At 57.5% G+C, this 25,386-nt stretch carries 24 protein-coding genes and 2 pseudogenes; 9 read left to right on the plus strand and 17 right to left on the minus strand.

Going from position 1 to position 25,386, the window contains the following annotated elements; genetic code table 11:
- Window positions 1–58: 58 nt before the first annotated feature.
- On the plus strand, window positions 59–235 hold the full coding sequence (locus R6X40_RS22295) for a hypothetical protein (RefSeq protein WP_318416177.1): 177 nt from the start codon (window positions 59–61) through the stop codon (window positions 233–235).
- Window positions 236–426: 191 nt separating this feature from the next.
- On the opposite strand, the gene R6X40_RS22300 is transcribed toward R6X40_RS22295, so the two are convergent.
- The gene (locus R6X40_RS22300) at window positions 427–1,329 is read right to left on the minus strand and encodes a LysR family transcriptional regulator (RefSeq protein WP_318416179.1); all 903 of its coding nucleotides are present in this window, start codon (window positions 1,327–1,329) and stop codon (window positions 427–429) included.
- 157 nt (window positions 1,330–1,486) lie between these two features.
- On the opposite strand from R6X40_RS22300, the gene R6X40_RS22305 reads away from it, so the two are divergent.
- From R6X40_RS22305 to R6X40_RS22320, 4 genes are all read left to right on the plus strand, one after another.
- Window positions 1,487–1,879, plus strand: coding sequence for a hypothetical protein (locus R6X40_RS22305; protein WP_318416181.1), 393 nt, complete (start codon window positions 1,487–1,489; stop codon window positions 1,877–1,879).
- Window positions 1,880–1,972: 93 nt separating this feature from the next.
- On the plus strand, window positions 1,973–3,214 hold the full coding sequence (locus R6X40_RS22310; protein ID WP_318416183.1) for an adenine deaminase C-terminal domain-containing protein: 1,242 nt from the start codon (window positions 1,973–1,975) through the stop codon (window positions 3,212–3,214).
- A 138-nt stretch (window positions 3,215–3,352) separates the two neighbouring features.
- A complete protein-coding gene (locus R6X40_RS22315; protein WP_318416184.1) occupies window positions 3,353–4,063 on the plus strand; it encodes a YczE/YyaS/YitT family protein in 711 nt (236 codons plus the stop codon).
- A 90-nt stretch (window positions 4,064–4,153) separates the two neighbouring features.
- Complete coding sequence (locus R6X40_RS22320; RefSeq protein WP_412178440.1) at window positions 4,154–4,393, plus strand: IS66 family transposase; 240 nt, start codon at window positions 4,154–4,156, stop codon at window positions 4,391–4,393.
- A gap of 58 nt (window positions 4,394–4,451) precedes the next feature.
- Here the strand turns inward: R6X40_RS22320 and R6X40_RS22325 are convergent.
- Both R6X40_RS22325 and serA read right to left on the minus strand, forming a co-directional pair.
- A pseudogene (locus R6X40_RS22325) lies at window positions 4,452–4,668 on the minus strand (transposase); the annotation flags it as partial.
- A 295-nt stretch (window positions 4,669–4,963) separates the two neighbouring features.
- The gene (gene serA / locus R6X40_RS22330) at window positions 4,964–6,202 is read right to left on the minus strand and encodes a phosphoglycerate dehydrogenase (protein WP_318416186.1); all 1,239 of its coding nucleotides are present in this window, start codon (window positions 6,200–6,202) and stop codon (window positions 4,964–4,966) included.
- 164 nt (window positions 6,203–6,366) lie between these two features.
- Here serA and R6X40_RS22335 point away from each other — a divergent pair.
- A pseudogene (locus R6X40_RS22335) lies at window positions 6,367–6,901 on the plus strand (LLM class flavin-dependent oxidoreductase); the annotation flags it as partial.
- A gap of 908 nt (window positions 6,902–7,809) precedes the next feature.
- Here R6X40_RS22335 and R6X40_RS22340 read toward each other — a convergent pair.
- The gene (locus R6X40_RS22340) at window positions 7,810–8,043 is read right to left on the minus strand and encodes a DUF6894 family protein (protein WP_318416187.1); all 234 of its coding nucleotides are present in this window, start codon (window positions 8,041–8,043) and stop codon (window positions 7,810–7,812) included.
- A gap of 922 nt (window positions 8,044–8,965) precedes the next feature.
- Complete coding sequence (locus R6X40_RS22345) at window positions 8,966–9,565, minus strand: NADPH-dependent F420 reductase (RefSeq protein ID WP_318416188.1); 600 nt, start codon at window positions 9,563–9,565, stop codon at window positions 8,966–8,968.
- 208 nt (window positions 9,566–9,773) lie between these two features.
- Between R6X40_RS22345 and R6X40_RS22350 the strand changes: the two genes are divergently transcribed.
- The gene (locus tag R6X40_RS22350; protein WP_318416190.1) at window positions 9,774–10,688 is read left to right on the plus strand and encodes a LysR family transcriptional regulator; all 915 of its coding nucleotides are present in this window, start codon (window positions 9,774–9,776) and stop codon (window positions 10,686–10,688) included.
- A 366-nt stretch (window positions 10,689–11,054) separates the two neighbouring features.
- Here the strand turns inward: R6X40_RS22350 and R6X40_RS22355 are convergent, their stop codons facing one another.
- Window positions 11,055–11,951 (minus strand): LysR family transcriptional regulator, encoded by an 897-nt coding sequence (locus tag R6X40_RS22355; RefSeq protein ID WP_318416192.1) that lies wholly within the window; start codon window positions 11,949–11,951, stop codon window positions 11,055–11,057.
- A 190-nt stretch (window positions 11,952–12,141) separates the two neighbouring features.
- Between R6X40_RS22355 and R6X40_RS22360 the strand changes: the two genes are divergently transcribed.
- Window positions 12,142–13,038: an MBL fold metallo-hydrolase gene (locus R6X40_RS22360; protein ID WP_318416194.1), complete on the plus strand. Its 897-nt coding sequence runs from the start codon at window positions 12,142–12,144 to the stop codon at window positions 13,036–13,038.
- A gap of 477 nt (window positions 13,039–13,515) precedes the next feature.
- On the opposite strand, the gene R6X40_RS22365 is transcribed toward R6X40_RS22360, so the two are convergent.
- The 9 genes from R6X40_RS22365 to R6X40_RS22405 all read right to left on the minus strand — a co-directional run bounded on the left by R6X40_RS22365 (window position 13,516) and on the right by R6X40_RS22405 (window position 22,146).
- Entirely contained in the window at window positions 13,516–14,427 is a 912-nt protein-coding gene (locus R6X40_RS22365) for an ABC transporter permease (RefSeq protein ID WP_318416196.1), read from the minus strand.
- Window positions 14,424–15,536, minus strand: a complete 1,113-nt coding sequence (locus R6X40_RS22370) for an ABC transporter permease (RefSeq protein ID WP_318416198.1) — start codon at window positions 15,534–15,536, stop codon at window positions 14,424–14,426. The genes R6X40_RS22365 and R6X40_RS22370 overlap by 4 nt, the downstream gene beginning before the upstream one ends.
- The gene (locus R6X40_RS22375) at window positions 15,533–17,056 is read right to left on the minus strand and encodes an ABC transporter ATP-binding protein (protein ID WP_318416199.1); all 1,524 of its coding nucleotides are present in this window, start codon (window positions 17,054–17,056) and stop codon (window positions 15,533–15,535) included. The genes R6X40_RS22370 and R6X40_RS22375 overlap by 4 nt, the downstream gene beginning before the upstream one ends.
- A 3-nt stretch (window positions 17,057–17,059) precedes the next feature.
- Entirely contained in the window at window positions 17,060–18,157 is a 1,098-nt protein-coding gene (locus R6X40_RS22380; RefSeq protein ID WP_318416201.1) for a BMP family ABC transporter substrate-binding protein, read from the minus strand.
- Window positions 18,158–18,182: 25 nt separating this feature from the next.
- Window positions 18,183–19,562, minus strand: coding sequence for an amidohydrolase (locus R6X40_RS22385; protein ID WP_318416202.1), 1,380 nt, complete (start codon window positions 19,560–19,562; stop codon window positions 18,183–18,185).
- Window position 19,563: 1 nt separating this feature from the next.
- Window positions 19,564–20,223, minus strand: coding sequence for a glutathione S-transferase family protein (locus R6X40_RS22390; RefSeq protein ID WP_318416203.1), 660 nt, complete (start codon window positions 20,221–20,223; stop codon window positions 19,564–19,566).
- The gene (locus tag R6X40_RS22395; protein WP_318416205.1) at window positions 20,220–21,065 is read right to left on the minus strand and encodes an aromatic ring-hydroxylating dioxygenase subunit alpha; all 846 of its coding nucleotides are present in this window, start codon (window positions 21,063–21,065) and stop codon (window positions 20,220–20,222) included. Before R6X40_RS22395 ends, R6X40_RS22390 begins: the two co-directional genes overlap by 4 nt.
- The gene (locus tag R6X40_RS22400; RefSeq protein ID WP_318416206.1) at window positions 21,062–21,715 is read right to left on the minus strand and encodes a Rieske 2Fe-2S domain-containing protein; all 654 of its coding nucleotides are present in this window, start codon (window positions 21,713–21,715) and stop codon (window positions 21,062–21,064) included. Before R6X40_RS22400 ends, R6X40_RS22395 begins: the two co-directional genes overlap by 4 nt.
- Before the next feature lie 164 nt (window positions 21,716–21,879).
- Window positions 21,880–22,146: an acylphosphatase gene (locus R6X40_RS22405; RefSeq protein ID WP_318416207.1), complete on the minus strand. Its 267-nt coding sequence runs from the start codon at window positions 22,144–22,146 to the stop codon at window positions 21,880–21,882.
- A 538-nt stretch (window positions 22,147–22,684) separates the two neighbouring features.
- On the opposite strand from R6X40_RS22405, the gene R6X40_RS22410 reads away from it, so the two are divergent.
- Window positions 22,685–23,599, plus strand: a complete 915-nt coding sequence (locus R6X40_RS22410; RefSeq protein WP_318416508.1) for a nucleotidyltransferase and HEPN domain-containing protein — start codon at window positions 22,685–22,687, stop codon at window positions 23,597–23,599.
- 126 nt (window positions 23,600–23,725) lie between these two features.
- Here the strand turns inward: R6X40_RS22410 and R6X40_RS22415 are convergent, their stop codons facing one another.
- Window positions 23,726–25,066 carry a type II toxin-antitoxin system HipA family toxin gene (locus R6X40_RS22415; RefSeq protein WP_318416209.1) on the minus strand — a complete coding sequence of 447 codons (1,341 nt, stop codon included), beginning with the start codon at window positions 25,064–25,066 and terminating at the stop codon, window positions 23,726–23,728.
- Window positions 25,067–25,086: 20 nt separating this feature from the next.
- On the minus strand, window positions 25,087–25,329 hold the full coding sequence (locus R6X40_RS22420) for a helix-turn-helix transcriptional regulator (RefSeq protein WP_318416210.1): 243 nt from the start codon (window positions 25,327–25,329) through the stop codon (window positions 25,087–25,089).
- Window positions 25,330–25,386 lie beyond the last annotated feature (57 nt).

Raw genomic sequence — 25,386 nt, forward strand, 5'->3', positions numbered from 1 at the left:
ATCTAAACCGCGAGCCTGGCATTTCCAGTCCCTGACACGAATAAATGGAATTTCGAACATGAATCAGCCCGAGCTTTTTGAAAACACGCCGGCGGATTTCTGCAAACCACCCGGCTGGTGGCAGATCGTGAATGGGTCAAGCGGCGGCGGCTGGACTTTCCGAATGCCCAGTGATTGGGGCCTTCGTCGCGCCATTTTCGGTCGGTATTCCCAAGACCGGATGAGCTCGATGTGAGGGCGCACCGCACTGGCCGGACAATGTCGAGGCCAGATCCTTCCGGAGAGCCGCGGCCGGGCATGATGGTGGATGAAGCTGCCACGCGGTACGGACTGAAGCCGAACACGCTTTTAGCCTCGCGTGATAGGCGCATGGCGACGACAGCCTACCTGGGTGTCGAGCTTAAGACGTGGCAGCCCGGCGTTTTTCTATTCACCCACGGCGCGGACCGTACGGATAAGCTCCTCGCCGAACATTGTGGCCGCGAGGCCCCGGTTTCGCTTTTCGCGTTGGACAAGGGAAAGGGTGTTCTTGCCGAAGGTGCGATCGCGTATCGGCACGTAGGTCAGCACACCATTGCGCTGCTCCTCAGCAACGTCGAATTTACTGAGGAAGGCGATACCGTCGCCAGCAGATGCCAGGTATTTCATCGCCTCTATCGAATTTGCAAGGAAGGTTGGCTCGACCGTTAGTCCCGCGTTGACAAAAGCATCGGCAACGATGCCGTGGATCAGCATCGACTTGTCGGCAAAAATCAGCGGATAGGTTTGGCAGACAGAGAGCGGGAGCGACGCCGTCCCAACCAGCGGATGTTCGGGAGAGACGACAGCGCCCAACCGGGTGTCCATTTTCCAAAGAGTTTCCAATTGAGGGACCGGTGGAAGGTTGTAGGCGAGGCCAAGATCCGCCTGCCCATCCAACACGGCCTGGACGATATCGCGCACGAACATCACCCGTATTGTAATCTTGAGGCGGGGGTGCCGTGCTGCAAAATATGCTGCCGTTTTCGGCACGATCCCGCCGGCAAGTCCCCCCATGGTGGCGATGATGATCTCTCCACTCTGGAGGGTTTTCATGTCGCGAATGTCGGCCTCGACCTGGCTGAATTCCTTGATGGTTCGTCGCACATGCGCGACAAGGATTTCTCCGGCGGGCGTCAGATGCATTCCGCGGGGCAGGCGTTCGAACAACGGCTCGCCGATCGCCTCTTCCAGCTGCAGAATGTGTTTGTTGATTGCAGATGACGCGACATTCAGGCGTTCCCCTGCCGCCCGGATAGAGCCGCAGCGCGCGACCTCGTCAATATAGCGCAAGACACGCGAATGCAGCACCGGCGACTCCTACCGTTCTCGAAAAGCGTACGAACTGCGCAGAAAATAGCGCTTTTCGGAAGCGGTGCAATCCTTTCTTATCGTTCTCGCAAGCATGCGGGGAAACAGACCTGGTTCGCAAAGGGTCTGCCCGCTGGCAATGGAGTGGAGGAAAGACGTGAACGCATTGGAAGCTGCGCATTATGAAAAGGTGCGCGCGATATTCGATATCCTTGAAGGCAGGGGCGAGGCCGATCTTCTTTTGAAGAACCTCAACATTCTCGATGTGCATGGAGAGACGGTCTATCACGGTTCGATCCTCGTCTATGACAAGCGCATCATCGCGCTCAACCCGGACGAGGATATTTTGAAGGTAAAGGAGGTTTTCGACGGTGAGGGGCTCTATGCGATCCCAGGCCTGATCGACGCCCATATTCACTTTGAATCCCAGCTCGCCCATCCGACCGCACTGGCCGAAGCCATGGTTCCATGCGGGACGACGACGATCTATGCCGAATGCCTGGATCTTTTGAGCGCGGCCGGCGCGCAAGGCGTTGACGCCGCCGAGTAGCTGTTCAAGGACTACGACAAGCTGCCGTACAGGCTCTACGCCTTTGCGCCGGGGAAAAAGACAGCCGCTTCTGTCGCCGAGGCTGTCCTCGATATGGATCCGGTCATTGGCCTCGGCGAATTCGAGCACTTCACCTATAGCTCAGGCAGTGACGATGACTTCCGCAAGGCGGCCTGGGTGCGTGCCAAAGGCGGCTTTATGAACGGCCATTGGGGCGTTACCGCGCTTTCCGACATGATGCTCAACTACCTGCCGGCGATCGGTGTTTCCAATAACCACGACGTCTGGAACGAGAAGGACATCGAAAAAAGCATTCGCTACGGCTTCCCGACACATATCAAGTTCGGTGTCGGCTCCAGCGATGTGATCAAGGTTCTGCTGCGTGCCATCGTCGATCGGAAATGGCCGACTGACAATTTCATGCTCTGCACCGACAACATCTCCGTCGAGCGGCTGCTGACCATGGGCCACATGGACTGGATCATTTCGCTCTGCGTCGAAATGGGTTTCAACCCGATCCACGCCATCAAGATGGCGACCTACAACACCGCGCGTTCCTTCCATATGGAGGATCAGCTTGGCTCTCTGACCCCAGGACGTTTCGCCGACATAGTGCTGACCGACAGCCTATCGAAGATCAACCCGCTCTATGTGTTCAAGGACGGCGAACTGGTTGCCAAGGACCGCAAGCTTTTAAGAAATGCCGCGATCGATTACTCCGGCATGTGTAAGACTGGAATTCCGGGCCTTGAAACCTTGACGCCGGAGCAGCTCGAAATCACGCCTCTGGAGGTCTGCGCCGACGGTTCGCAGGCAAAGGTTCTTCTGTTCGACGTCTACGGTCGAGGCCATGCGAAGTTCTTCCAGGAAGTCTGGGTTCCGCTGCATCACGGCAAGGTGGTTGCGGAACTGGACGGCGTGAAACTCAGCCGGCTGTCGGTAGTGCAGCGTTACGCCGATGGTAAGCGCCATGTGGTCAACGGCCTGTTCAAGGGCGTCCATGTCGACCGCGGAGCTGTCTCGACCTTTTGGCCGGCACCGAAGCCCTACTTTGTCGCGGTCGGGCAGGACAGCGCCGAAATGTGCCATTGCCTCAAACAGGTCGATACCTATGCCGGCGCGTGTATCGTGACTGAAAACAGAACGGTAAAAGCGGTCATGCCGCTCGATATCTACGGCGTCATGGCGAATATGTCCGTTCCAGAGCTGACGGCTGCTGCCGCCAGCATCGACGGCGCACTCGAGGACTTGGGCAATCGCAATGAGGGAGAGCCAGTGGTGAACAAGCTGCTCAGCCTCTTCATATCGCTGCACCGGTTCCGTTTCATGACCTGACGGCTGCAGCAACAAGAGTGCCGACAGGTGCCGGGAGGACCTGTCGGTAAAGAGCAGGACTGTGAATTGAAATGCAGCCGGCGCAAGTCGGCAAAACGACCGCAGGAAAACCTGCGCAAAAATGAGGGAGAACGAATAATGGCACACAATGCGGCGGAAGCCGAAATCGTCGATACAGGCAGCCTGGTGCGACGCTGGATCATGTATGTGGTCGGCATCTATATTCTGACGTTCGGTGTCAGTCTGGCGATCCGCGCTGGCATCGGTATTTCGCCCCAGAGCAGCTTGACGCGAACGATGACCCTGGTCTACACGCCGCTCAGCCAAGGCACCTACAATTTCATTCTCGAACTGATCATGCTTTTCCTGACCTATCTGGTCTTGCCGAAGGATTTCAAGGTCAAGAATTTCGCCTCTCTCATCCCGGCTTTCGTACTGGCTGCATGCCTGGATTTGAACCTGAAGCTCACCGAGTTCATCCAGCTCGACGTCTACCAATGGAAGGTCGTGCTCCTTATCATCGGCGATGCGGCACTCGCTTTCGGCCTATTCATGATGATCCGCGCCAATCTCGTGCTGATGCCGATCGACATGTTCGTCAACACCATCTTCAAACGAACCGGCTGGAAGTGGGGCAACATCAAAACCGGTTTCGACTGCACGCTGCTCGTCACATCGGCGCTTGTCGGTCTGGCCTTCCTCGGGGAGATTAAATTCATCCGCGAGGGAACGATCTTGAACGCGATCCTGGTCGGCCAATATATCAGGCTGTACTTCTTCTTATTTAAGAAGTTCCAGTCGCGTAAAACCGCTCAGGCTGGCGAAAGGGTGGAAGCCGCGATCAAGTAGGCGAGTGACTAGGGTGACCGCCCAGTTTCGGCGGTTACCTTGTGGGCCCATGCGCGTGACGATCGGCCGTTCGGGGGATCAAGGCTAACAATGGTCGCCTACAGATTTGAAGACAGCAGGGGCGGGCGGTGTGGTGCTCGGCACCTGAGCGGCTTCAACGGCATTCTCCAAGTGGATGGGCACGGCACCTATACGAGCATGGTCAAAGACCAGGTCAAGTCCGGCAGCAATGAAACCATCACGCTGGCCGGGTGTTGGGCTCATCTCAGGCGCAAAGTCTATGAACTCCATGTGGGGGCGGTATCAATTACGTTGCGACAGCGTCGGTGAAAGCGATGGCCGAGTTTTGGAAGGTGGAGGACGAGGCCCGCGGCAAGGATGCGGAAACAGGAAAATCCCTCGGCAACATTCGCCGTTGGCAGCCGGTCGATGCAATATAAAGCAGTGTGCTCAAAACCCCGCGCAACTCCGTCTTGCGCGGTCGGCCGAGCCTGGGTGGTGGCGGCATACGCAGCGATCAGCGACCACTCCCAGTCCGTCAGACCAGTTGCATAACGCCCTGTCCGCCGGACATATCGGCGACGGGTGAAATCAGTCCAGCCCATTTCGGTCTCCGTCGAACCCCTAGCAGATCCGATGGAACCACAACTGGCTGATATCACTCAACTCTTTTTCGTCCAGGCTCTAAGACTTAATAGGTTTCGACGGTTCATTTCCTTTCAAGAGCTCGCGATATCCTCGAATTTACATTCGCGGAAGCGAGACATACCTCCCCACCTCTTCATCGAACGTTTGGAGGCTTCACCTCGATAGGTCCGAAAATCGGCGTGAAAACGTATCTATGCGTTCAGCCACAAGGCTATGCGGGAACGCCAGGAGAAGAGCAATTCTCCACCGTCGTCAGTAAACCAATCGAGCCCGTATTGTTCCTGGGATCCGGCGGAGCGCATCAAGTATGTCATTTGCTGTTTGGTCAACAGCCTCGACTTCAATAACCACATAACCCGTTTCGCCATGTGTCTGCAGGAACTCGCCAACGATATTCAGTCCGCGCGACGAAAAAATCGAATTTAGACTATTTAGAATGCCAGGGCGATTTTCATGAACATGGATGAACCGCGTGCCGTTTGGACGCGGTGGCAGTTGGACCTGGGGAAAGTTGAGCGCGCCCAATGTCGAGCCGACGTCGGAATATTCCACAAGCTTCCTGGCAACTTCCCGTCCTATGCGCTCCTGGGCTTCCTCGGTCGATCCGCCAATATGCGGGGTCAGGATAACATTATCCAAACCTTGCAACGGGGTTTCGAAGCGCTCGTTGTTTGATGCCGGCTCCTTCGGAAACACATCGACAGCCGCGCCTGCGAGATGTCCTTCTTTCAAAACCTTCGCGAGCGCTTCAAGATCCACCACCGTACCGCGGGAATTATTGATGAAAAAGGCCCCCTTCTTCATTTTACGTAGCTCGGTTTCAGTGATCATGTTCTGCGTCGAACGGGTTTCGGGAACATGCATCGTCACAAAATCTGAGATTTCGAGAAGATCACCAAGCGAGGCCATCGATTCCGAGTTGCCCTGGCGAAGCTTGTCTGAAAGATCGAAATAGCGCACGACCATACCCATGCTTTCCGCAAGGACGCTGAGCTGCAAGCCGATGTTGCCGTAGCCCACGATCCCCAGTGTTTTCCCGCGCACCTCACGATTACCTGCTGCCGATTTGTCCCATCCGCCCACGTGGGCCGAGGCCGAGCGTGGGAAAATCCGCCTGGTCAGCATTATGATCTCACCGATCACTAGCTCCGCGACGGAGCGCGTATTCGAGTAAGGAGCGTTAAACACCGGGATTCCACGTCGGCGGGCCGCATCCAGATCCACCTGGTTTGTACCCACAGAAAAACAACCAACAGCGATGAGTTTTTTGGCCGAGTTTAAAATCTCCTCGGTCAGTTGCGTGCGTGACCGAATTCCGACGATGTGGGCCTCGGCCATATGCCTTTTAAGGTCCTTGTCATCCAAGGCCTTCGGCAAATGGGTCAGGTTGACGTAGCCGGCCGACGCAAAGTAGTCCACCGCGCTCTGACTGATCCCTTCCAGAAGAAGGACGGAAATCCGATCGCGAGGAAGAGAAAGTTGTCCGGTCATTGAACTGCCTTTGAAACTCGAATTCTATTTCGCCAAAGGCGCTCGTCCGCCTCAAATGCACTTTGCCATTAACACTGACTTAGCGATCATCCTAAGGACAGCGCAAGAACGAACTCAGTTCCACAGGCAGGGAGAAAGGATTGTTTCTGCATCTCACCACGTGCCAGGCGGCGCAGATACCGGTCAACGGTCCGTTGCAACGCGCCGCTCCGATTGCGCTTGCGGCAGAGCGTCCGGGGATCGGCATCACCGCCTCCACCTCATTTGTACATCCTTATACCTTAGCCCGCCGGCTGGCGACGGCAGACTATTCATACGAAGGGTCGTGTCGGCTGGAACATCGTGACGTCCCATCTCGAAAGTGGCGCCAAAAATATCGGCCAGGGTGGCTTGCGCGGCCATGACAATCGCTAGGCGGTCGCCAACGAATATGTCGAGGTGCTTACACGCTCTTCGAAGGCAGCCGGGAGGAGGGCGCAGTCTAGCGCGGCCGCGCGGCGCATGCTCACCGATCCTTCCAAGGTCCACGAGAATGACCACAGGGGTAAGTATTTCGTTGTGCCCGGCTATGCCCTCAGCGAGCCTTCGCCACAGCGCACACCGGTTCTTTAGCAGGCGGGCGCCTCAGGCCCAGGCAAGACCTTCGCCGCCGGGCACGCCGAATGCATCTTCGTTGCGGCGCCGACGAAATCGGTGCTCTACAACGCCACCGCATAACTACAATTTCTTGTTCACGAAAATTAGCAATATCTTTCAAAATGTCCGCTGCTACAATTTTGGGGTGAGTCCAATGAATTGATGGAGCAATGTAAGGATGCGAAATTCTCACGTTCATGACCATTTGACCGTTGCCAAGCTCGGCGCAATATCAGCGAATGACACCATGTTGGTTTACTTGATCGACATGGCTCTGCTTCACGAGGCTCAGTCTGCGAGGGAGCCGAAGGTATCAACGGCACCCTCAAAGGTCGCTTGAACCGCGACCGTCAAGGCCGAAAGTCATCAGCGCGCACTCTGTGCTAACATCAAAAGAACCCGCGATTGCACGGAGTGTCAGCGACAGCCGGACCAAGCTGTTGATTTATTCCATTCCACTCTTTTTTCCTTGCCAGACATTTCGGCAAAACGGCGATCGCATACCTTACGATGGAAACGGGATGACCGGTGCGATGAGGGGAGGCCAGTTCTGGCAGATGAACATTATGCCGTGAAATTGGGTTTCTGCGCTGGCTGTGCCGGTGTGATTGTCGTGATCAATAAGACAAGCTCGATCATGCATTCAGCATCTGTCGAGCGGTGAGCACGGTCGATCCGCTTTCAATCAGTGTGATATCGCCCCTTCGCGTTGCATCGCTCGAAGCTGCCATATCGTTAATGCGCGTATCGGCTTCACGATACAGGTCGAGAGCTTTGTCGGCATGTTTGACGGCGGCGACTGCGGCAAGGTGTCAGTCCTCATAGCCTTCACCTTCGGCAGCTTGCGCCAGTTGCATTGCGTCTGTTCTATGAAACATGGCAAGCAGAATGGCGTCATGGGTACGACTACAATGGTTGTGTTCGAACGTCATCGTGAACCCAATCGCGAATGTGGCTTCTTCTGATCAGATTCAAACGTGCAGAACGTCTTTGAAGTCGACCCTGAACAAAAGACAGCCTGACTCGTCGCTCACTTCAAAGGCTTTTTCATGCAGAGGTTTTGCAAGAGCAAGGTCTTCGATCATCATTTCACGGGCCGCACGCAATGTCTCCTGATATGCGGCGCCTGCATCCGGCAAATCGATGCCTTCAAGGTCTTCATCAATCTCGTCGCCGTCGATTAGGACAAAGAAGAACCGTGGCATCTTGCGCTTTCCCGTTTCATTTGCCGGAAAACGAACGTAAGTCTTTGTTGTTCCATAGTTTTACATGGTGTTTATGATCAAATCTGATCGGGCGGGATGTATCTGCCATACACTGGATGGTCGCTAACGCTATTCGACCTGCCCGCTTTAGCCGCCGTTCGCACATTTCGATGTGGATCATTCCATCTGTTTAGCATGCCGGGCTCTTGGTGTGTACGGCTCAAGCTGCAGAGGACATAGGCGCCGATCTCGCTCTTCGACAAAAGACCGCTTGTCCGATGTCCTAGCCTGACAAATTGGTCGTGTTGTCAGCCGGACACAAATGGACCGTTATCTGTTGCAAAGTTGTCAGCGATGAAGCTATCCTGACCATTCTCCGCGATATCCATGCCACGCCTGAGAAGCCGGTGGTTCTTTATGAAATCGGCATCGCGCTGATCTTGGGACAGAAGTACTTTACGCAAGACGATCTCTCCACGCTCTTGATTGGCTTGTGCGCGAACGTATCATCGAATTGCTGGGGAACAATACGTCGAGGTTGTTGAAGCCATTGCCGGGCTAATCGATGCCATGTCACTTTCCGACTTCGATGCAAGCCGCATCCGCGTTATTTCCGGTGTCATAGATCCTCCCGTAAACAATGCCTGCATGTTGATTGGGACTGCCCGCCCTTGCGAGGACAATCGAATGGGATGCCCCCTTCATTGAAGGAAGGAGAGCCCTTGCTGTGTCCATACGGGGCATCGATATCGGAAGAATAGCTGCAGCCGTGTTGGCGTCGACGAACCGCATGAACGTCCGTCGAACCATGCGGCGGACGTTCATGCGGTTCGTCGACGCCCAAAGCGAAGACCAGGCCGAAGCTTGCCTCTGGTCATCGCGGCTCATTGAGGCGTAGGTCGGCTCATGCCCAGCAGTTCCATCAGTCGCCAAATTTAACCAGGTTTTGAAAAACAAGTGCGTTGCGGGCCTGGATAAGGCGACCACCCTCGGCAATCTTGCCGACCGCGATGGGCGCAAACCCGAGGTCTGTCGCCAGCGATACGATCGTTGCACTCGCATCGCTGTGGTCACTGGACACGAACACGACGCGGCGACCACCGTCAGCAACTGGAGCGACGAGCTCCTTCATTGGGAGCTGGTTGAACGCTTTCACCAGTTTTGCACCGGGGACGCGTTCGGCATTGATTTCAGACGATAGGCGACCTTGAAGCTCGCGCTCTTGAACCTCGGGCGGGAGAAAAGCCGAATTTGTCACATCAATGACGATCTTGTCCGACCAGTCCGGTCGCAATTTGCCGACGTCCTTGAAATTGAGGAACTGGACAGCGAAAAAGATGATCTCGGCTTCCAGCGCGTCTTCGATCGTCACCGCGACGACCTTTTCACCCAAATTCCCGATAAGAGGCGCGATTGAATTCGGCCCGCGTGTGTTGGTGATGCCGACCTCAATGTCGCTTCTGGCGAACAGGCTCGCCAATGTATAGCCGACATTCCCGGTTCCTATAATGCTGTATTTCATTGTCATTCTCCATCATTTTATTGGTTCAGGAAGACGTCGCGCGCCAGGAAACGGCCGTTTGCCAACTCTCGGTAGGCTCTTTGGATTTCGGTTTCGGTCTCCGTCTCCGTGAAGGTGACTGCGTCGTTGAAAGGATGTGTAGCAGGATGGAATTATCTAGGTAATTGACGTAATATTGCTCATATTTATCTAATCTTTGGATGTATCAATGCTCGATAGCGTTACCATCAACCAGCTTCGTACATTCGTTGCAGTTTGTGAGGCGGGTAGCTTTTCAGGCGCAGCGAAGACCCTTCTTCGCGCGCAATCTGCAGTGAGCCATGCCGTCTCGGCGCTGGAGACAGCGCTGTCTGTGGAACTGTTCGAGCGGGATAAGCGAAGGCCCGAACTCAGCGCTGCTGGCCGCAGTCTTCTCCCGGACGCCCGTGCGGTCATCGCCCGCACTGAGGAGATGAAGACACGGGCACGCTCGATCGCCGACGTTGGCGCGCCTCAGCTTTCAATCGCAGTAGATGTCTATTTCCCGCGTCAGCTTCTCGTCAGAAGCATCCAGGCACTCCAGCGGTCGATACCAACGGCCGCCGTTACCCTGTATCTCACGACTATGCAGAGTGGTGAATCACTGGTCGTCGATGGCAAGTGCAACTTCGCCATTACCGTTGCTGACGTTCCTGAATTGAAACCAAGCGCGATAGAAAGGCACTGGCTTTGTGAAACAAAGATGGTCACCGTCTGCGCTCCGTCCCACCCTTTAGCGGATATGATGAACCCGGTGTCCCTCGACGAATTCAACCGGCACGTCCAGCTTGTCGTCACGGACAATCAGCCCCAGTCTGAAAAGACACAGATGGCCGTCGCGGGTGAGAGGCGCTGGTTTGTCAATGACCTCGGCGCGAAACACGACTTCCTCAAAGCCGGGCTGGGGTGGGGGCATATGCCGGTTGACCTCGTCGCGGATGATCTGGCTTCAGCAGTGCTGGTCGAGATCACTCGCCATGCTTGGCATATCAGGCCACTAACCTTCATGGTCTCTCGGCGGAGGGGGGATAAGCCGTCCCCCCATGCGGCCCAATTGATCGAGGCGCTCACTGGAGTGTCGCCCCAGACGACTGGGAAACACTGAATGCGCCCAGCGGAGTTTGCGTCCAATGGGTCGCAACACTTCAAACTTTTGAATCGCATGATATCCCGACTGGCTCTTGAAGTGATCGAAAGTGGGGATTGCAGCATGGCTGTTCTGATGCGATCGATCTTGGCGCACGTGTTGTCAGCAGCCCGCTGGCGTCATTGCCGTTTGGGCCGCTCTCTGCGCAGGGCTTCGCCATGATCCAACCTGCTCCATTGCTGAGCTTCAAGGAAGCTCCGCATGCGACTTTCCTTTTCTGTCAAGGTCGGACGCAGCTGAAAGGATGGCATATCACCGGAAAACGTAGCCTTTTCTGTCAGAGACTTGGCCATAAGGCCGTTCATCTTGTGGCATAATCGTCAGTTATCCCTTCAACGCCGTTGTCAGCATATCGACAAACGCTGAAACTTTTGGCGGACGAAATCGCGCCGCTGGGTAGACAATGTAAATGCCGCCAGATGGGAGACGCCAGTCAGGCAGGACATGAAGCAGCCGCCCGTTTTCCACATCTGCCTTCGCAAGGAAATCCGGCAGGATCGACAGTCCGCCCCCTAGGCGGACGGCCTCCATAACTGCCGGTGTGGTATTGATCGCGATATTCTCATGGAAACGCACGGTCTGAACGTTTTGATCGCCGCGCGTGAACGTCCATTCCAGAGGCTCTCGCAGCGCGTTATTGGCGACAAAGGGCAGGGACGGCAACTCGGACGGCATCCTCACTTCGGCTATTTTCGCGGCAAGCTGAGGCGGACCGACCAGAAACTGCGAAAAAGAGCCTATCCGTCTGGACTGCAGACTTGAGTCATCGAGCCAGCCGACGCGAATGGCGAGGTCCATGTTGTCAGCGATCAGGTCCATCGTACTGTCGCTTAGGTTCAGCTCAACCTTGCAATCCGTGTAGTGCGCGGTGAAGGTCGTGATCAAAGGCACGATGACTGAGGTGCCATAGTCAAAGGGTGCGGTGATCCTCAAAAGGCCTTTGGGGTCGGTCCTGGATTGTGCCAGTTCCGCCAAGGCTTCCTCTGCCTCTTTCAGGATCGACACACAGCGGGCATGAAACAGTCGTCCGGCCTCGGTCGGCTGCAGCCGCCGTGTCGTGCGCATCAGCAACGTGGTCCCGACTTCCTGTTCAAGCTTGGCCACTTGCTGGCTGACAACAGCCTTCGTAATTCCGAGATATTCAGCCGCCCGCGTGAAGGAACCCGCATCAACCACAGCGGCAAAGTGGGCGAGGCGATTGAGGTTCGTGGCGTGAGGCATCAGGGGGCACCCATGAAATTGTCAGCTTTTGGCATACAATATGTCAAATTAAACGGTATTTTCCATCCAATGTCTACGTGCGACAGTACGAGCAGGATAACGGCCTACTGCAGGCGAGATACACGACCGCACGTGCAGACACGTTGTGACGATTTGAGTTCCCACTATGAACGAGACGCAAGGAAACCTCATGTTTACCAGGAGAACCATCATGAAAACCACGCTCGCCGCTGGACTGACTACCGTCTTCGCACCCGCTGGCCTTGGCCATGCGTCAGGAAGCCTCACATGGCAAGCATTTCCGGCCGGGCAAAACGGCTTCTTTCGTGCGCCCGTTCTTTTGTCCGGTGCGACCGAAGCTGTGCTGATCGACGGCGGCTTCACCCTTCCCGACGGCAAGGCCGTCGCTGAGGCGATCAAAGCGTCAGGTAAAAAACTCACCACGATCTATATCAGCCAGAGCGACCCGGACTATTACTTCAGCCTGCGCCCGATCAAGGCTGCATTCCCTGATGCAAAGGTCGTCGCGGCTTCCACCACCGTTGACGTCATCAAGGGCAGTGTTGAGAAAAAGCTTGCCGTCTGGGGCCCGCAGCTCAAGGAGAACGGTCCGCAGGCACTGGCCGATGTTATCATCCCGGAATCCTTCGACGACAAGACGCTGATGGTTGACGGCGAGACAATCGAGATCGTTGAGGCCGAAGGCCTGACCAACCGGCGCTATCTGTTCGTGCCTTCGCTCAACGCTGTAGTCGGTGGCGTGCTGATCTTCAACGGCGTGCATGTGTGGACGGCCGACACCAACAGCGCCGAGCTGAGGGCCGGCTGGATTGCCACGCTCGAACAGATTGCGGCGCGCAAGCCGGTGATCGTGGTCGCCGGCCATATGACCCCGGAAGCCAAGGCAGATATCTCTGGCGTGAGGCATACGATAGCCTACCTGAAGGCGTTTGAGGAAGAACTCGCTAAGCACAAGGATTCGACATCGCTCAAGGCTGCCATGGACGCGCGCTTCCCGGGTCTCGGAATGAGTGTGGCGCTCGATATCGGCTCCAAGGTCGCAACCGGCGAGATGAAGTGGGGCTGATCAATCATGGGTGCTAATCTCGATCTTCTCCGGGCCAAATACAAGGGCTTGTCAGAAGACAATGGTGGTAATCTGGCTGCAGCCCTTTCACCCGACCCCGCCGGCTGACCACATACTTTGCCGTTCGCGGATGGGCGGATGACGAGCACCGCTTGCGGGCGCGTTCATCGTTCGGATATCGGACTAGGAGAAGATGCCTGGCTCATCGCGGCAACCGGCTCCAACGTTGCGTAAGACGAAATCTTGGCATTTCCATCTGGCGTATCCAAAACTGCCGAAACGCCAATCGCCGCCGGATGAGACTTCAATCGCTGGCGAAACAAAAGACGATAAGCGACAGGGACGCAGCCATTCGCGCAAGCTGGTTTGCGGTTCCAATTCGTTCAAGGTGAGCAGGCGGTGTTACCACTTGCTCAACGTCGGTTCACCAAGCACGATTTTGCGACAGGGCTGGCTGTCTTGGCTGTCCCCTTCCGGCTAACGTCCGAACGGTTCGCCGAGCGAGGCGACGCCGTTCAGCTTCAGGAGGCGGCGGTCTGCCGAGATTATTCCCAACACGATTATCGTGACGAGATAGGGTAGGCTAGACAGCAATTGGGAGGGAACATCCATTCCCGTCGCCTGAGCTGCCAGCCCCATCAGGGAGACGGCACCGAATAGGCAGGCACCCAGGAAGATGCGTCCGGTGAGCCAGGTACCGAATACGACGAGGGCGATAGCAATCCAGCCGCGACCGGCAATCATCCCATCGGCCCAAAGTGGTGTGTAGATCACAGCGGCGTAAGCGCCGGCAAAGCCCGCCATCGCACCGCCAAAAGCGATCGCAAGAACGCGCACATTGATGACTGCGTAGCCAATGGCGTGGGCCGCCTTTGGGTTTTCGCCGACGGCGCGGATGACAAGGCCGAGTTTGGTGTGGGTGAACATCGCCCATATGGCGAAGGTTGCCACAAGCGAAATCCATACGACGATGTCCTGGTTGAAAAGCCCGCCGACGACCGGGACTTCGGACAGCCAGGGAAGTGCAAGCTTCGGCAATGCCTTGACTGTAAGGCTTTCGTAAGTTTTGCCGAACAATGCGGAGAGGCCTTGGCCAAGAATGCCGATCGCCAGGCCAGTCGCCACCTGGTTTGCCCGAAATCCAAGCGCGACAAGGGCAAAGAGGAGCGAAAGAGCAGCGCTGCCAAGGCCCGCGACGACGAAACCGAGGAAATGCCCGCCGCCGTGATAGACGACGATGAAGGCGAGCACGGCACCTAAGGCCATCAGCCCTTCGACGCCAAGGTTTAGGACGCCAGCACGCTCGACCACCAACTCGCCGAGGGCGGCGAGAAGGAACGGCGTCGCAGCGGCAAGCATTCCGGAAATGATGAATTCGATGGCGTTCATGACGGGCTCCGGTGGGCGGTCTTCTGGGTGGATTGCGGCCATTCAAGTCGGTAACGCACGAAGGCAACTGCAACGAGATAGGCAAGCAGAAGACTGCCCTGGAAGACGCGGACGGCAGCGATCGGCAGGTTCGCCGAGACCATGGCATTGTCGCCGCCGATATAGATAACCGCCATGACCAGTGCGGAGATGATGATGCCGATCGGATGTAGGCCGCCGAGATAGGCGACGATAATGGCAGCGTAGCCATAGCCGGTGGAGATCGAGCGTTGCAGCTGGCCAAGCGGCCCGGCAACTTCTGCAGCGCCCGCAAGTCCTGCGGCAAAGCCGCCGATCAACAGCGAAAGCCAGATAGCCCAGCCTTCGTTGAAGCCGGCATAGCCGGCTGCCTTCGGTGCAAGCCCACCGACCTGCAGCTTATAGCCAGAGAAGCTCTTCTGCATGAAAACCCAGGCCGCGAGCGACAGCGCAAGCGTGATGAGGAGCGAGACGTTGACGCGCGTACCGGACATCAGTGTTGGCACCATTGCGTCATACTGGAACATCACCGACTGCGGGAAATTAAAGCCGTTCGGATCCTTCCAGGGACCGAGCAGCAGGTAATTGAGCAGCTGGGTTGCAACAAGGCTGAGCATCAGCGAAACCAGGATCTCGTTGGCATTCAGCCGGACCCGCCAGAAGGCGGTGATCGACGCCCAGAGCGCGCCTCCGATTGCGCCGAGCAGCAGCATTGCCGGCCAGATCCACTGGCCCGTCGCCTGCGGAAACCAGACGGGAATAGCGGAGGCGAAAATCGCGCCGAGGATGAACTGGCCCTCGGCGCCAATGTTGAAGACTTTGGCGCGAAAGCCGATTGCCAATCCCTGGGCAATGAGAAGCAGCGGCCCCGCCTTCAACAGCACTTCCGAAAACGATGCCCAGGAGAGGAAGGGCTCGAGCAGCATGGCATAGACGACTGCGACCGGGTCACGCCCCATTACAATGTAAAGACCGAGATTGAGGATGATGGCGGCCGACAGCGCGATGACAGGTGCAAGCAAGGTTGCCTTCAGTGACGCGCGCTCCCGCCGCACAAGATTGGGAAGGAAAGCCATGGACAAGCCATTCATGCGGGTGCCTTTCCGGGCGAATGCTGCGCCCCGATCATGTATCGGCCGATGTCTTCGGGCTTTGTGTCGCGGGTCACGAGCGGCGGGCTGAGCGCGCCGTGATGCAGTACCTGGATGCTATCGCTCAGCTCGAACAGTTCCTCAAGCTCTTCGGAGATCACGAGGATCGCCATGCCTTCGTTGCGCAATGCGACCAGCCGGCTTCGCACGGCCGACGCAGCGCCGATATCGACGCCCCAGGTCGGTTGCGCGACGAACAGCAGTTTGGGCGACAGCATGATTTCGCGGCCGACGATGAATTTCTGCAGATTGCCGCCGGACAAGCTACCGGCTTCCGCGTCTGGGCCGGGTGTGCGGACATCGTATTGGCGGATGCAATCTTCGGTGAACGCGGTCGCGCGCGCCCTGTCGACAAGGCCGCGCCGCAGAAGCTTGAGCGGGTGGGCCGTCAACAAGCTGTTGAGAGTGAGCGACATTTCCGGCACGGCGCCGCGCCCAAGCCGGTCTTCCGGAACGAAAGCGAATCCGAGGTGTCTGCGGGCGGCGGCATCGAACCTGCCGACGTCCTTTCCCATCATGTAGATCCGGTCGCGCTGTTCCCGCCCAAGCAAGGTCTCGCCGGATATCAGCGCGGCAAGCTCGCTTTGACCGTTGCCGGAAATTCCAGCAATTCCCAGAATTTCACCGGCGCGCACTTCAAGGCTGATGCCGGAAAGCGGCACGCCGAAAGGGTCGGTGGGCGTATGGTCGAGCCCGATGATCTCAAGCCGCTTTTCACCCGCCGACCGTGGCAGCGCCGGCATCGGTGCCGGCATCTCGCGGCCGATCATCATGCGGGCCAGATCATGAGCATCGTGCTCGCGTGGGTCGATATCGCCTGTGACACGCCCGCCACGCAGGATGGTAGCCCGGTCGCAGATTGCGCGGATTTCCTCCAGCTTGTGGGAAATGAACAGGACGGAAACGCCGCCGTCGCGCAGCCTGCGCAGCGTATCGAAAAGCTTCTCCACCAGCTGCGGCGGCAGGACCGAGGTGGGTTCGTCCAGGATCAGCAGTTTCGGATTGGTCATCAGGCAGCGAATGATCTCCACCCGCTGCCGCTCGCCGACGGACAGCGCGTGCACATGGGCGAGCGGATCGACGTCAAGGCCGAACTCCCGTCCAAGCGCCTCGATCCGCGCCTTGAGATCGGCTTTCCGACCGGGCACGACCAGCCGGATGTTCTCAACGACGGTCAAAGTCTCGAATAGCGAAAAATGTTGGAAGACCATGCCGATGCCCTTGCGTCTCGCATCCGCAGGGGAGGCAAGATGCAATGGCTTTCCTTCCCAGACGACGGTACCGTCATCCGGTTGCTCGACGCCGTAGATCAGTTTCATCAGCGTCGATTTTCCCGCCCCGTTTTCTCCGAGGATCGCATGGATCGACTGCGGAGCCACATCCAGATCGATTGCCTGATTGGCGTGGATCTGGCCGTAGCTCTTGGAAATGCCGCGGAGCGACAGGAGCGGGATAGCCATGGCTTATTTCGGCAGCGGCGTGGTGACGCCCTTGACGTGCCAGTCCAGTGCAACGATCTGGGTATCGGGCATTGCCGTTCCGGCCGCCACGCCTTCGCTGCCGTCCGCCTTGGTAATCGGCCCAGTAAATGGCGAGAAACTGCCGTCGGCGACTTTCGCCTCGACGTCCTTGATCTTTGTCATCACATCGGCTGGGACGTCCGGGCTCCAGTCGATGACTTGGACGACCTTTTCGGCGACGCCGAGGAAGGTATTGGCACCCTTGAAGGCGCCGGCAAGATGCGCATCGACAGACGCCTTGAAGAAGGGCGACCAGTCTGTCGAAATGCAGCCGAGGTACGTTTTCGGCGCGTATTTCTTCATCGACGAGTTGAGGTTGAACGAGTAGACGCCCGCGTCCTCGCAGGCGGCGATGACGGAGGGCGTATCCTGAGCGTTGGAGAAGATAACGTCGCATTTCTGCGCGATCAAAGCCTTGGCGGCTTCCTGCTCCTTGGCCGGATCAAACCACGAATTCACCCATACGACCGACACTTCGATGTCCGGCTTGACTGCCTGGGCGCCAAGCGTGAAGGCGTTGATGGTGGTGATGAGCTCGGGGATCGCGAAGGCGGATACGGAGCCGAGCTTGCCGGTTTTGCTCAGCGCTGCGGCCGCCATTCCGAGCAGATAGGAGCCCTGGAAATACTTTGCGGCAAAGGGTGAGAAGTTCGGGGCAACCTGAAAGCCGGAAGCATGCAGCACGGTAACGCCCGGATCACGGCGCGCGATCTGCAATGCGCCATTCTGATAGCCGAACGAGCCGGCAATCAGGAACTTGTTCCCGTCGGCAACTGTCTTGGTCATGATACGGTCGGCATCGGGACCTTCGGCGATGTTTTCGAGAATGGTGACCTTCACCTTGTCGCCATAGGCTGCCTTGATGGGATCGAGGCCGACGGCCAGCGCATGACCCCAACCGACGTCACCGATGGGCGAGGGAACGACAAGCGTGATGCCGAGCGGCTCGTCGGCGGCAAAGGCCAGGCGGCCGCCGAGCGCGCCGGCAAGGCCAGTTGCGGCAGCGGCCTTGATCAGGTTTCTGCGGGTCAGGTTGTTCATGGTTACAGTTCCCTTTTTGGTTTTTTTAGAATTCCACGGTGGCGAGTGCGGCCTCGGCATCGGCCGACAGTTTTGCTTCGTCAAGGCCGGGGAATTCGCCCTTTTGCCAGACAATGCGGCCGTTGATCATGGTCATGTCGGTTGCCATGCCGATACCGACGCGGGGAATAAGGCTCAGCGGATCATGCCGCGTGCCGACATAGTCCATACGGCGGGTATCAATCGCAAAAAGGTCGGCGGCCATGCCCGGCGCAAGCCGTCCGATGTCGCCCCGGCCGAGCAGGCTCGCGCCCCCGGTCGTGGCGTAGCTGAGGAAATCGACCGGTGGCGGTACCGGATGGGCGCGTGTGGACGCGACGAGGCACTGCAGCATGTAGGCCGAGTGCAGGCAGTGCATCAGGTTCGAATTGTCATTGGACGCGGTACCGTCGCAGCCGAGGCCAACACGCAGGCCAAAGGCCTGCATGGCGGGGATATCGGTGACTTCAGCGCCGACCAGATAGACCGGTTCTGGGCAATGGGCGACGCCGGTGCCGCTGGCAGCCATCGTCTTGAGCTCGTCATGGGTCAGTTCCCAGCAATGGGCATAGAAGGCGTCAGGTCCTGCAAAACCGAGCTCTTCCAGATAATCGACGGTGCGCATGCCGTGGCGGGCCTGAATGACCGGGCTTTCACCCTCGCCGACATGGGTGTGCATCATCACGCCGCGATCGCGTGCCAGTGCCACTGATTCCACGAACGTCTCGCGGTAGCAGTTGACCGGCTGGCAGGGTGCGACCGCAACCTGGCGCATACTGAACCGGCTGGTATCGTGATAGGTGTCGATCAGGCGGGCGCAATCGGAAATGAACTCGTCCGTTGTTTCCAGCATTTCATCGGGAATGGTGGAACCCTTCGATTTTGGCAGGGTATTGCCGCCCCGCCCGGCGTGAAAGCGCATGCCGAGCAGTTCGGCGGCCTCGAACTGGCGGTCGATCAGCTGCTTTCCGGCGTGGCGGGGGAAATTATACTGGTGATCGAAGGCGGTGGTGCAGCCATGCTTGATCAGTTCGGCCATGGCGGTGACTGAGGAGTGGTAGAAGCATTTTTCGTTGAGCTGCGAGAAGATCGGGTAGATGCGGTCCAGCCATTCGATGACCGACAGCTTCGTCCAGTCGAGTTCGGCACGGTTGCGCACGAAGCACTGGAAGAAATGATGGTGGGTGTTGACGAGGCCCGGATAGACGAACCAGCCGGTGGCGTCTTGAACGGTCGTGCCATCGGGCAGCGTGCCCATCTCGATATTTGCGCCAATGGCTTGGATGGCTGGCCCATTGGTCAGGAGGTCGACATTGCGACGAACGACCGGTCTCTGGCCTTCGTCGACGATCACAGCTGCGCAGTTCTTCAAAAGATGGCTGGTCATGTCATGCCTCGCCCGGTTCGATATGAGGTTCGGGCTTCAGTTCATGCAGCCGGTGAATGCCGGGCATCTCGATGAAATGATCGAGACTGCGGAGCGCCCGCGACCAGAGCCTGATCGCGGGATAGGGATCGAGCGATACGCCGCCGTCGGGCGCCAGCGCGACGTAGGGAAAGCAGGCAATATCGGCAACCGTCGGCCGGTGTCCAGCAAGGAAGCGCATGCCACGGAGGTCTTGCTCGACAAGGCCCGCTTCCAATTCGCGTAGGGCCAGAACTCCTTGTGTCTGCAGCGCGCCGATATTGCCCGGCCGCAGCAGCATTTCGGTCAACCGTGCGCCGCCGAGACTTGCCGTCAGCCGACCGGAAAAGGAAAGCCATTGCTGCACGCGTGCGGCTTCCTCGGAACTCGCGCCGCCGAGCCATACCGGTGCTGCCTTGGCGGCGAGATAGACGAGGATGGCCGAGGATTCGGTCAGGACCAAGTCGCCGTCTTCCAGGATCGGGATGGAGCCGGCCGGATTGAGTGCCAGGAGTTCGGCGCCCTTATGCTCCGCCCCGGGATGGAAATCCACCGGGCGGATGTCGAGCGTCAAGCCGGTGAGTGCCGCCATAAGGCGCACCTTGTAGCAGCTGGGCGAGAGGATGTAGTCGAACAACCTCATTGTGCCACCAGCTGTGCGCCATAGGTGTAGTTGTGGCGTTTAAGCCAGCGTCGGTAAGCGACCGAGGTCAGATCGGCTCGGGTGGGAATTTCCATCCCGGGATCGAGCGGCAGAAGGCGCGGGATCTGGTTTTCGAGAATCGAACGGTCCTGCAGGAAGATCGTCTGCTGGAAGTGGATAAGATCGGTCTGGGATGTCGTGTCATCGAACAGCGCCATCCACGGCCAGACGTCGCACAGGTCTTCGGCAAGCGGCTGGACGAAAAGCGTGATGACATCCCATTCGCTCGGGCGCGGTGGGCACGTCTTGTAGAGGACCGAGCAGGTGGGCGCCGGCACGCGATACATATACTCCGTCGTGATGCCGCCGCTTGCCGACTTCGCCGCCTGCGGCTGGTAGAACCTCACCTGCGTTGCCCAGACCTCATCGACGTCCTCGCGGATCTCGACCTTGTAGTTCTGCACTTCCGTATGGGGCTCGGCGCCGAGAATATCGGTGTGTACGAAGGGGAAATGCGCGACATCGAGGAAGTTCTCGACTGCGCGCAAGGGAGAGCAGCGCACTCGCACGGCGCCGACATCGACGAAGCGGCGGCCAGGCTGATCAGCCTCGGGGATCGGAAAAAGGTCCTTCCTCGGCGCGCCGAGGGACGACCAGACATGGCCGTAGCGAACGCGCACAGGCAGGCAGCGGCCATTTCCGCCGGTTACCTTCGCGTCGCCATTCTCATCGCGCGCCACCGCGATTGGCTCGCCCATCAGCGTGGTCTGGCGCCCTGCCTGATCCAGCTGACTGAACAGGCCGACCGGATACCATTCGTCAATCATCGCCTGTTCGGTCATTGGGCGATCGCCTTGATCTGAAGATCCTCGGCCTTGCGGCGCAGAGTTTCGACCGCCCTTGAGGCGGCGATGCGAGCAGCAGGGTCGGCCGCGCCCTTGAGCAGCACATGGATCAGGGTCTTGCCCTCGTCTTGGGCTGACAGCAGAAGAAAGATCGTCCCGGCGGTCCGGGCGAGGTCGACGACACCTTTCACGCTCGCCTTCGCGCCCGCTGCAGACTCGATCGCAGCGACATCGGCGAGCGCCGTCAGGGAACGCAGAGGAATGAGATCTTCAAGCCGAGGAGGTCTGTCCTCCGGCTGCCCAACGGCGACCCAGATGACCCCATCGGATTCCACGACCGCATGCGTTAAGACGCGGATCGTCTCCGGCGGCACCAACCCTGGATGAGCCGGAATGCGAAGACAGTGTCCAGCCTGTGCATAGCTCCAGCCGTGATAGATGCATGAAAGCGATTCGCCGCGCACGAAGCCGTGAGACAAACGCATTCCACGATGCGGACAGCGATCGGCCGATGCTGTTGCATGCCCTGAAACCGTTCGCCAGAGGGCAAGCGATCCAGCTGATGTCTGTGCCGGCATGACAGTTCCCGCCGGCAAATCTGCGGAAAGGGCGACTGGCGTCCACGAGCCCCTCGTGTCGGAATGCATCAATGAACTTCCTGAATAAAATCAAATAGTAGCCAAGTGTATTCGCGTTATGCGACGCGCGACGTTTTCCCGGCGGCCGTCACGTTTGCATAAATTTTCTGCATTGGCAAGAATGATCAAATAAAGTGCAGAGGTTGTATCTCTCGCAGAAACTCGCGTGTCCGTCAGGTAATTTCCCGGTTTATGGACGTGCGCACGATCGTCTCGACCCACACGTCGATCGGGCCGAGCGAACAGCCCATTTCCATCATGTCGATCAATTCTTCCGGTCCCTCGACCTCAAGGTCAATCCGGTCGGTGCTGGAGTGGGATATGGCTTGCGAAAGCCCCAGCTTGGCAGCGTGGCGCTGGATCCAAGGTACGAAAGAGGTGGCATCAAGATCCCCAAGGATTGTCATCCGTTCCCGGTGACCATTGTGCCGGTCTGTCATCACGCGCCCTGTATTTGAGTTGCCTGTTGGCCAGCATACCGATTGAGCGAAGCTTCGGAAGCGGAAAATAAATTGGGCCGCATGCTGAAACCATTGATTATGGCAGAGCGATGGTTGCGACTTACTACTCACGGCTCTGTGAATGACGAAATCTCTGGCCGGAATCTTGCGATCGTGAGGGCTCCAGATTCTTTTCTGCTTTCCGGAAAATCAAGGCCGAGCAAGGAACGGTTGGTGTGGCGGCCAGGCATGATGGGATCTCAAGGCGAGGAAATCGCGCACCCGGAGGCTGGTGTTTATATCATGTCGACACGTCACTGCGCGTCTCGCAGCCTGCACGGTCCCAACCGGCACTGGTGAGCGAGTGGCGGACCAAAGTGCGTCGGCTCAATGCGCTGTTCTCTCAACCGCTCCATAGCGGATGTAGGGCGATCTTTACAATCCCTTCGTTGAAACCAACGCCGCCTTCCGGCACTGTCCGTTGTGCCGTAAAACTGAATACCGGTCCGAATCGGAACCGAAGGGTTTTTAATTGCTGATGAAGACAAGCCTCGAACATCTGCCCGAGCGCAAGCAGCGCGAACTCGCCCGCGTCGTTGAGATCATTCATACAGAGTTTTCCGACAAGCTCAGCGGTGGCACAGCTGCGTTCAAGCAGAACGGACGGATATTCAAGATCATTCTGTTTGGCTCTTATGCCCGTGGGACATTTGTCGACGAACCCCACACGATGAAGGGATACCGCTCGGACTACGATGTGCTGGTTATCGTCAACAGCAAGAAGCTGGCCGAACCGGAGTATTGGGACAAGGCAACCGACCGCTTGATGTGGGAGGCCGGGATCGAAACCCCGGTCAGCGTGATCGTCCACGGCGTCCGCGAGGTGAATAAATTCCTTCGGGATGGACAGTATTTCTTCAGCGATATCCGCCGCGAAGGTGTTGTTCTTTACGAATTCGACGACAGGCCACTTGCAACGCCGAAGTTGCTCACGAGACAGCAGGCATACGGGATCGCGAAAAGGCACTACACTGCCCGGTTTAGAGTAGTTGACACATTTGCTGAATCTGCGGTTTTCCGCCTCCAGAAAGACGACGCTCTTGGTACAGCGTTCATGCTGCACCAAGCCATTGAACAAGCGTATTCCGCGCTTCTACTGACGCTGACAAACTACAGTCCCGCTTCGCACAACCTAAAATTCCTGCGCGGCCTGGCCGAGGGGCAGGACCTGCAGCTCGCAGAAGCCTGGCCACGCGATCAGCATCGATACCAATCCTGGTTCAACACGCTGAACGAAGCATACGTCAAAGCGCGGTACTCGGAGCATTACGAGATCAGCCAGGAAGCCTTGACCTGGCTGATTGCCCGGACCTCAATCCTCTACGAGCTCGTAAAAGTAATCTGTGAGGCGCATTTGGTGAAACTCGAGAAAGCGTCCAACTCCGCAGATTAGCATTTGGCCTGAGACCCAACGTCCCTGCAGTTTTCAGGAAGGTCTGGAGTTTTCTGCTCTGGGCCCAACTTTGGAGCGCCGGGAGTTGGAGTTTTCCGGCGATTAGGTTTTCCGTAACTACGTAGCTCAGGGTCGGAACCCAGAATTGCTGCCTGGGGTGTACCCATCATCCTTTGGTGTTTTCTTGTTTCTTTGCTTTGACGAGGAGACCATCAGATCGGAACTCGGTTCAATTCGCAGGGTTTGTGTTGGCCTTCGCCCGTTTAGCACTTGATCAATTTCTGAGGTTCGCGCCTTTGACAGACCAGCCTCGTCTGCAAATCGTGGCCATTGATCAACGGCTGAGCGAACGCGCTCAACGACCTCCAGTGTGTCGCTCTCGGCGATTGATGCCACTCTGGCCACCTCGAGCAGGTGTTGCTTGCCAGGGTTCCTGCCCTCGCCAGCGATTGCAGCACTGTGCTCTCCACCCGGCCCAAGGGAGAAGGTCAGGTCGTAGGCGGGGGAAAGCTCCCATTGGCCGTCCAACCCCATCAGGAAAGCATGGTTTTTTGCGTGATCGTCACGGTTTCGAGCGCAAACGTTGAAGACCATGTGGCCGAACATACGTAGCACCTGCCTACTGTCACGCGTGATTGCACCCGTGATCTTGTGAAGGTCTCCGTAGTCAATCGAAGCAAGAGTGTGATCGGCCTGGATCAAGCCACTCGCAGTTTGCATATGGACACGTCCTTTCGGAGTGCGATCAAATCTCCTTGTTGCAAACAGCTGATTGCCCTTCTGCGTCTTTAATATCTGCGCCTCGGCCATTTTCAATCCTGCGGACTTTGCCATGAGCGCGTAGGCGTACTCTTCGACACCGATCTCCTTGTGGTCGTGGATGCTCGGCCCCTTGACCATCCAATGCTCGAAGCCGATCCCCAACTTATGGCCGTAGTCGATGACGAACGTGTTCTGTTCTGGGTTGAAGCCGATCATGATCTTCGGTCTGGCACCGGCCGAGCCGCCCTGCGCGCCTTGCAGAGCGTCAATTTCCGCCGTAGCCATCTCGTTCTGAACAAGTTCCACCTGCTCAACGAACCAGTCGAGGTCATGCGACCCGCGCCCTTCACCAAGAAATTCTGGGATATAGGCCAATGCTCCCATGCCGGTTGTCCCGACAGCGGAGAGCCGATCCAAAGGTGTCAACGTACTCTTGTCGATTCCAGCCGCCGTCAGCCGACGATCCAATAGCATCTTGCCCCATCCATCGGGAAGACTGTCGTTGAATAACCCATGTAGTCCTTGAAATGGGTTTCTTTTGGCTGGGATCAGTCCCGATTTGACGTGCAAATTGTAGGGCGACATAAGAAGTGGACGGGCAATGAATTCGGCGGAGTATTCGAAGTATGCCAACGCCTCACGAGCGCTCCAGGCTAGGGTACCAAGCTCCCTTTCGTTCCCCTCGAGATCGAGGATCACCTTCATCTTCGTAGCGGGCCTGAACCTCATTTCTTTCGCACCCTCTGCCTTGCCGGACGGTCTATGACATCGTCCATTGTTTTCGGTACACGCGCAGGGAACAAGGCCTCGAATTCGTCCTCGGCCTCCAGTGCAAAGGCGATCTTCACAACGGTCTCGAAGGATGCCTTGCCCGTCTCCTCGAAAGCCCGCAGTGTGCCATAGGGCACTCCAGACCTAGCCGCGAGTTCTCGCTGAGTGAAGTTGGAGTCGATCCGGCGACGTTTCATCCTAGCCGCCGACCTTGCGACGATCTCCGATGGAGATGTCAATTTAAATTCAAACAT

The organism is Rhizobium sp. PL01 (assembly GCF_033447125.1).
Lineage (GTDB): Bacteria > Pseudomonadota > Alphaproteobacteria > Rhizobiales > Rhizobiaceae > Pararhizobium.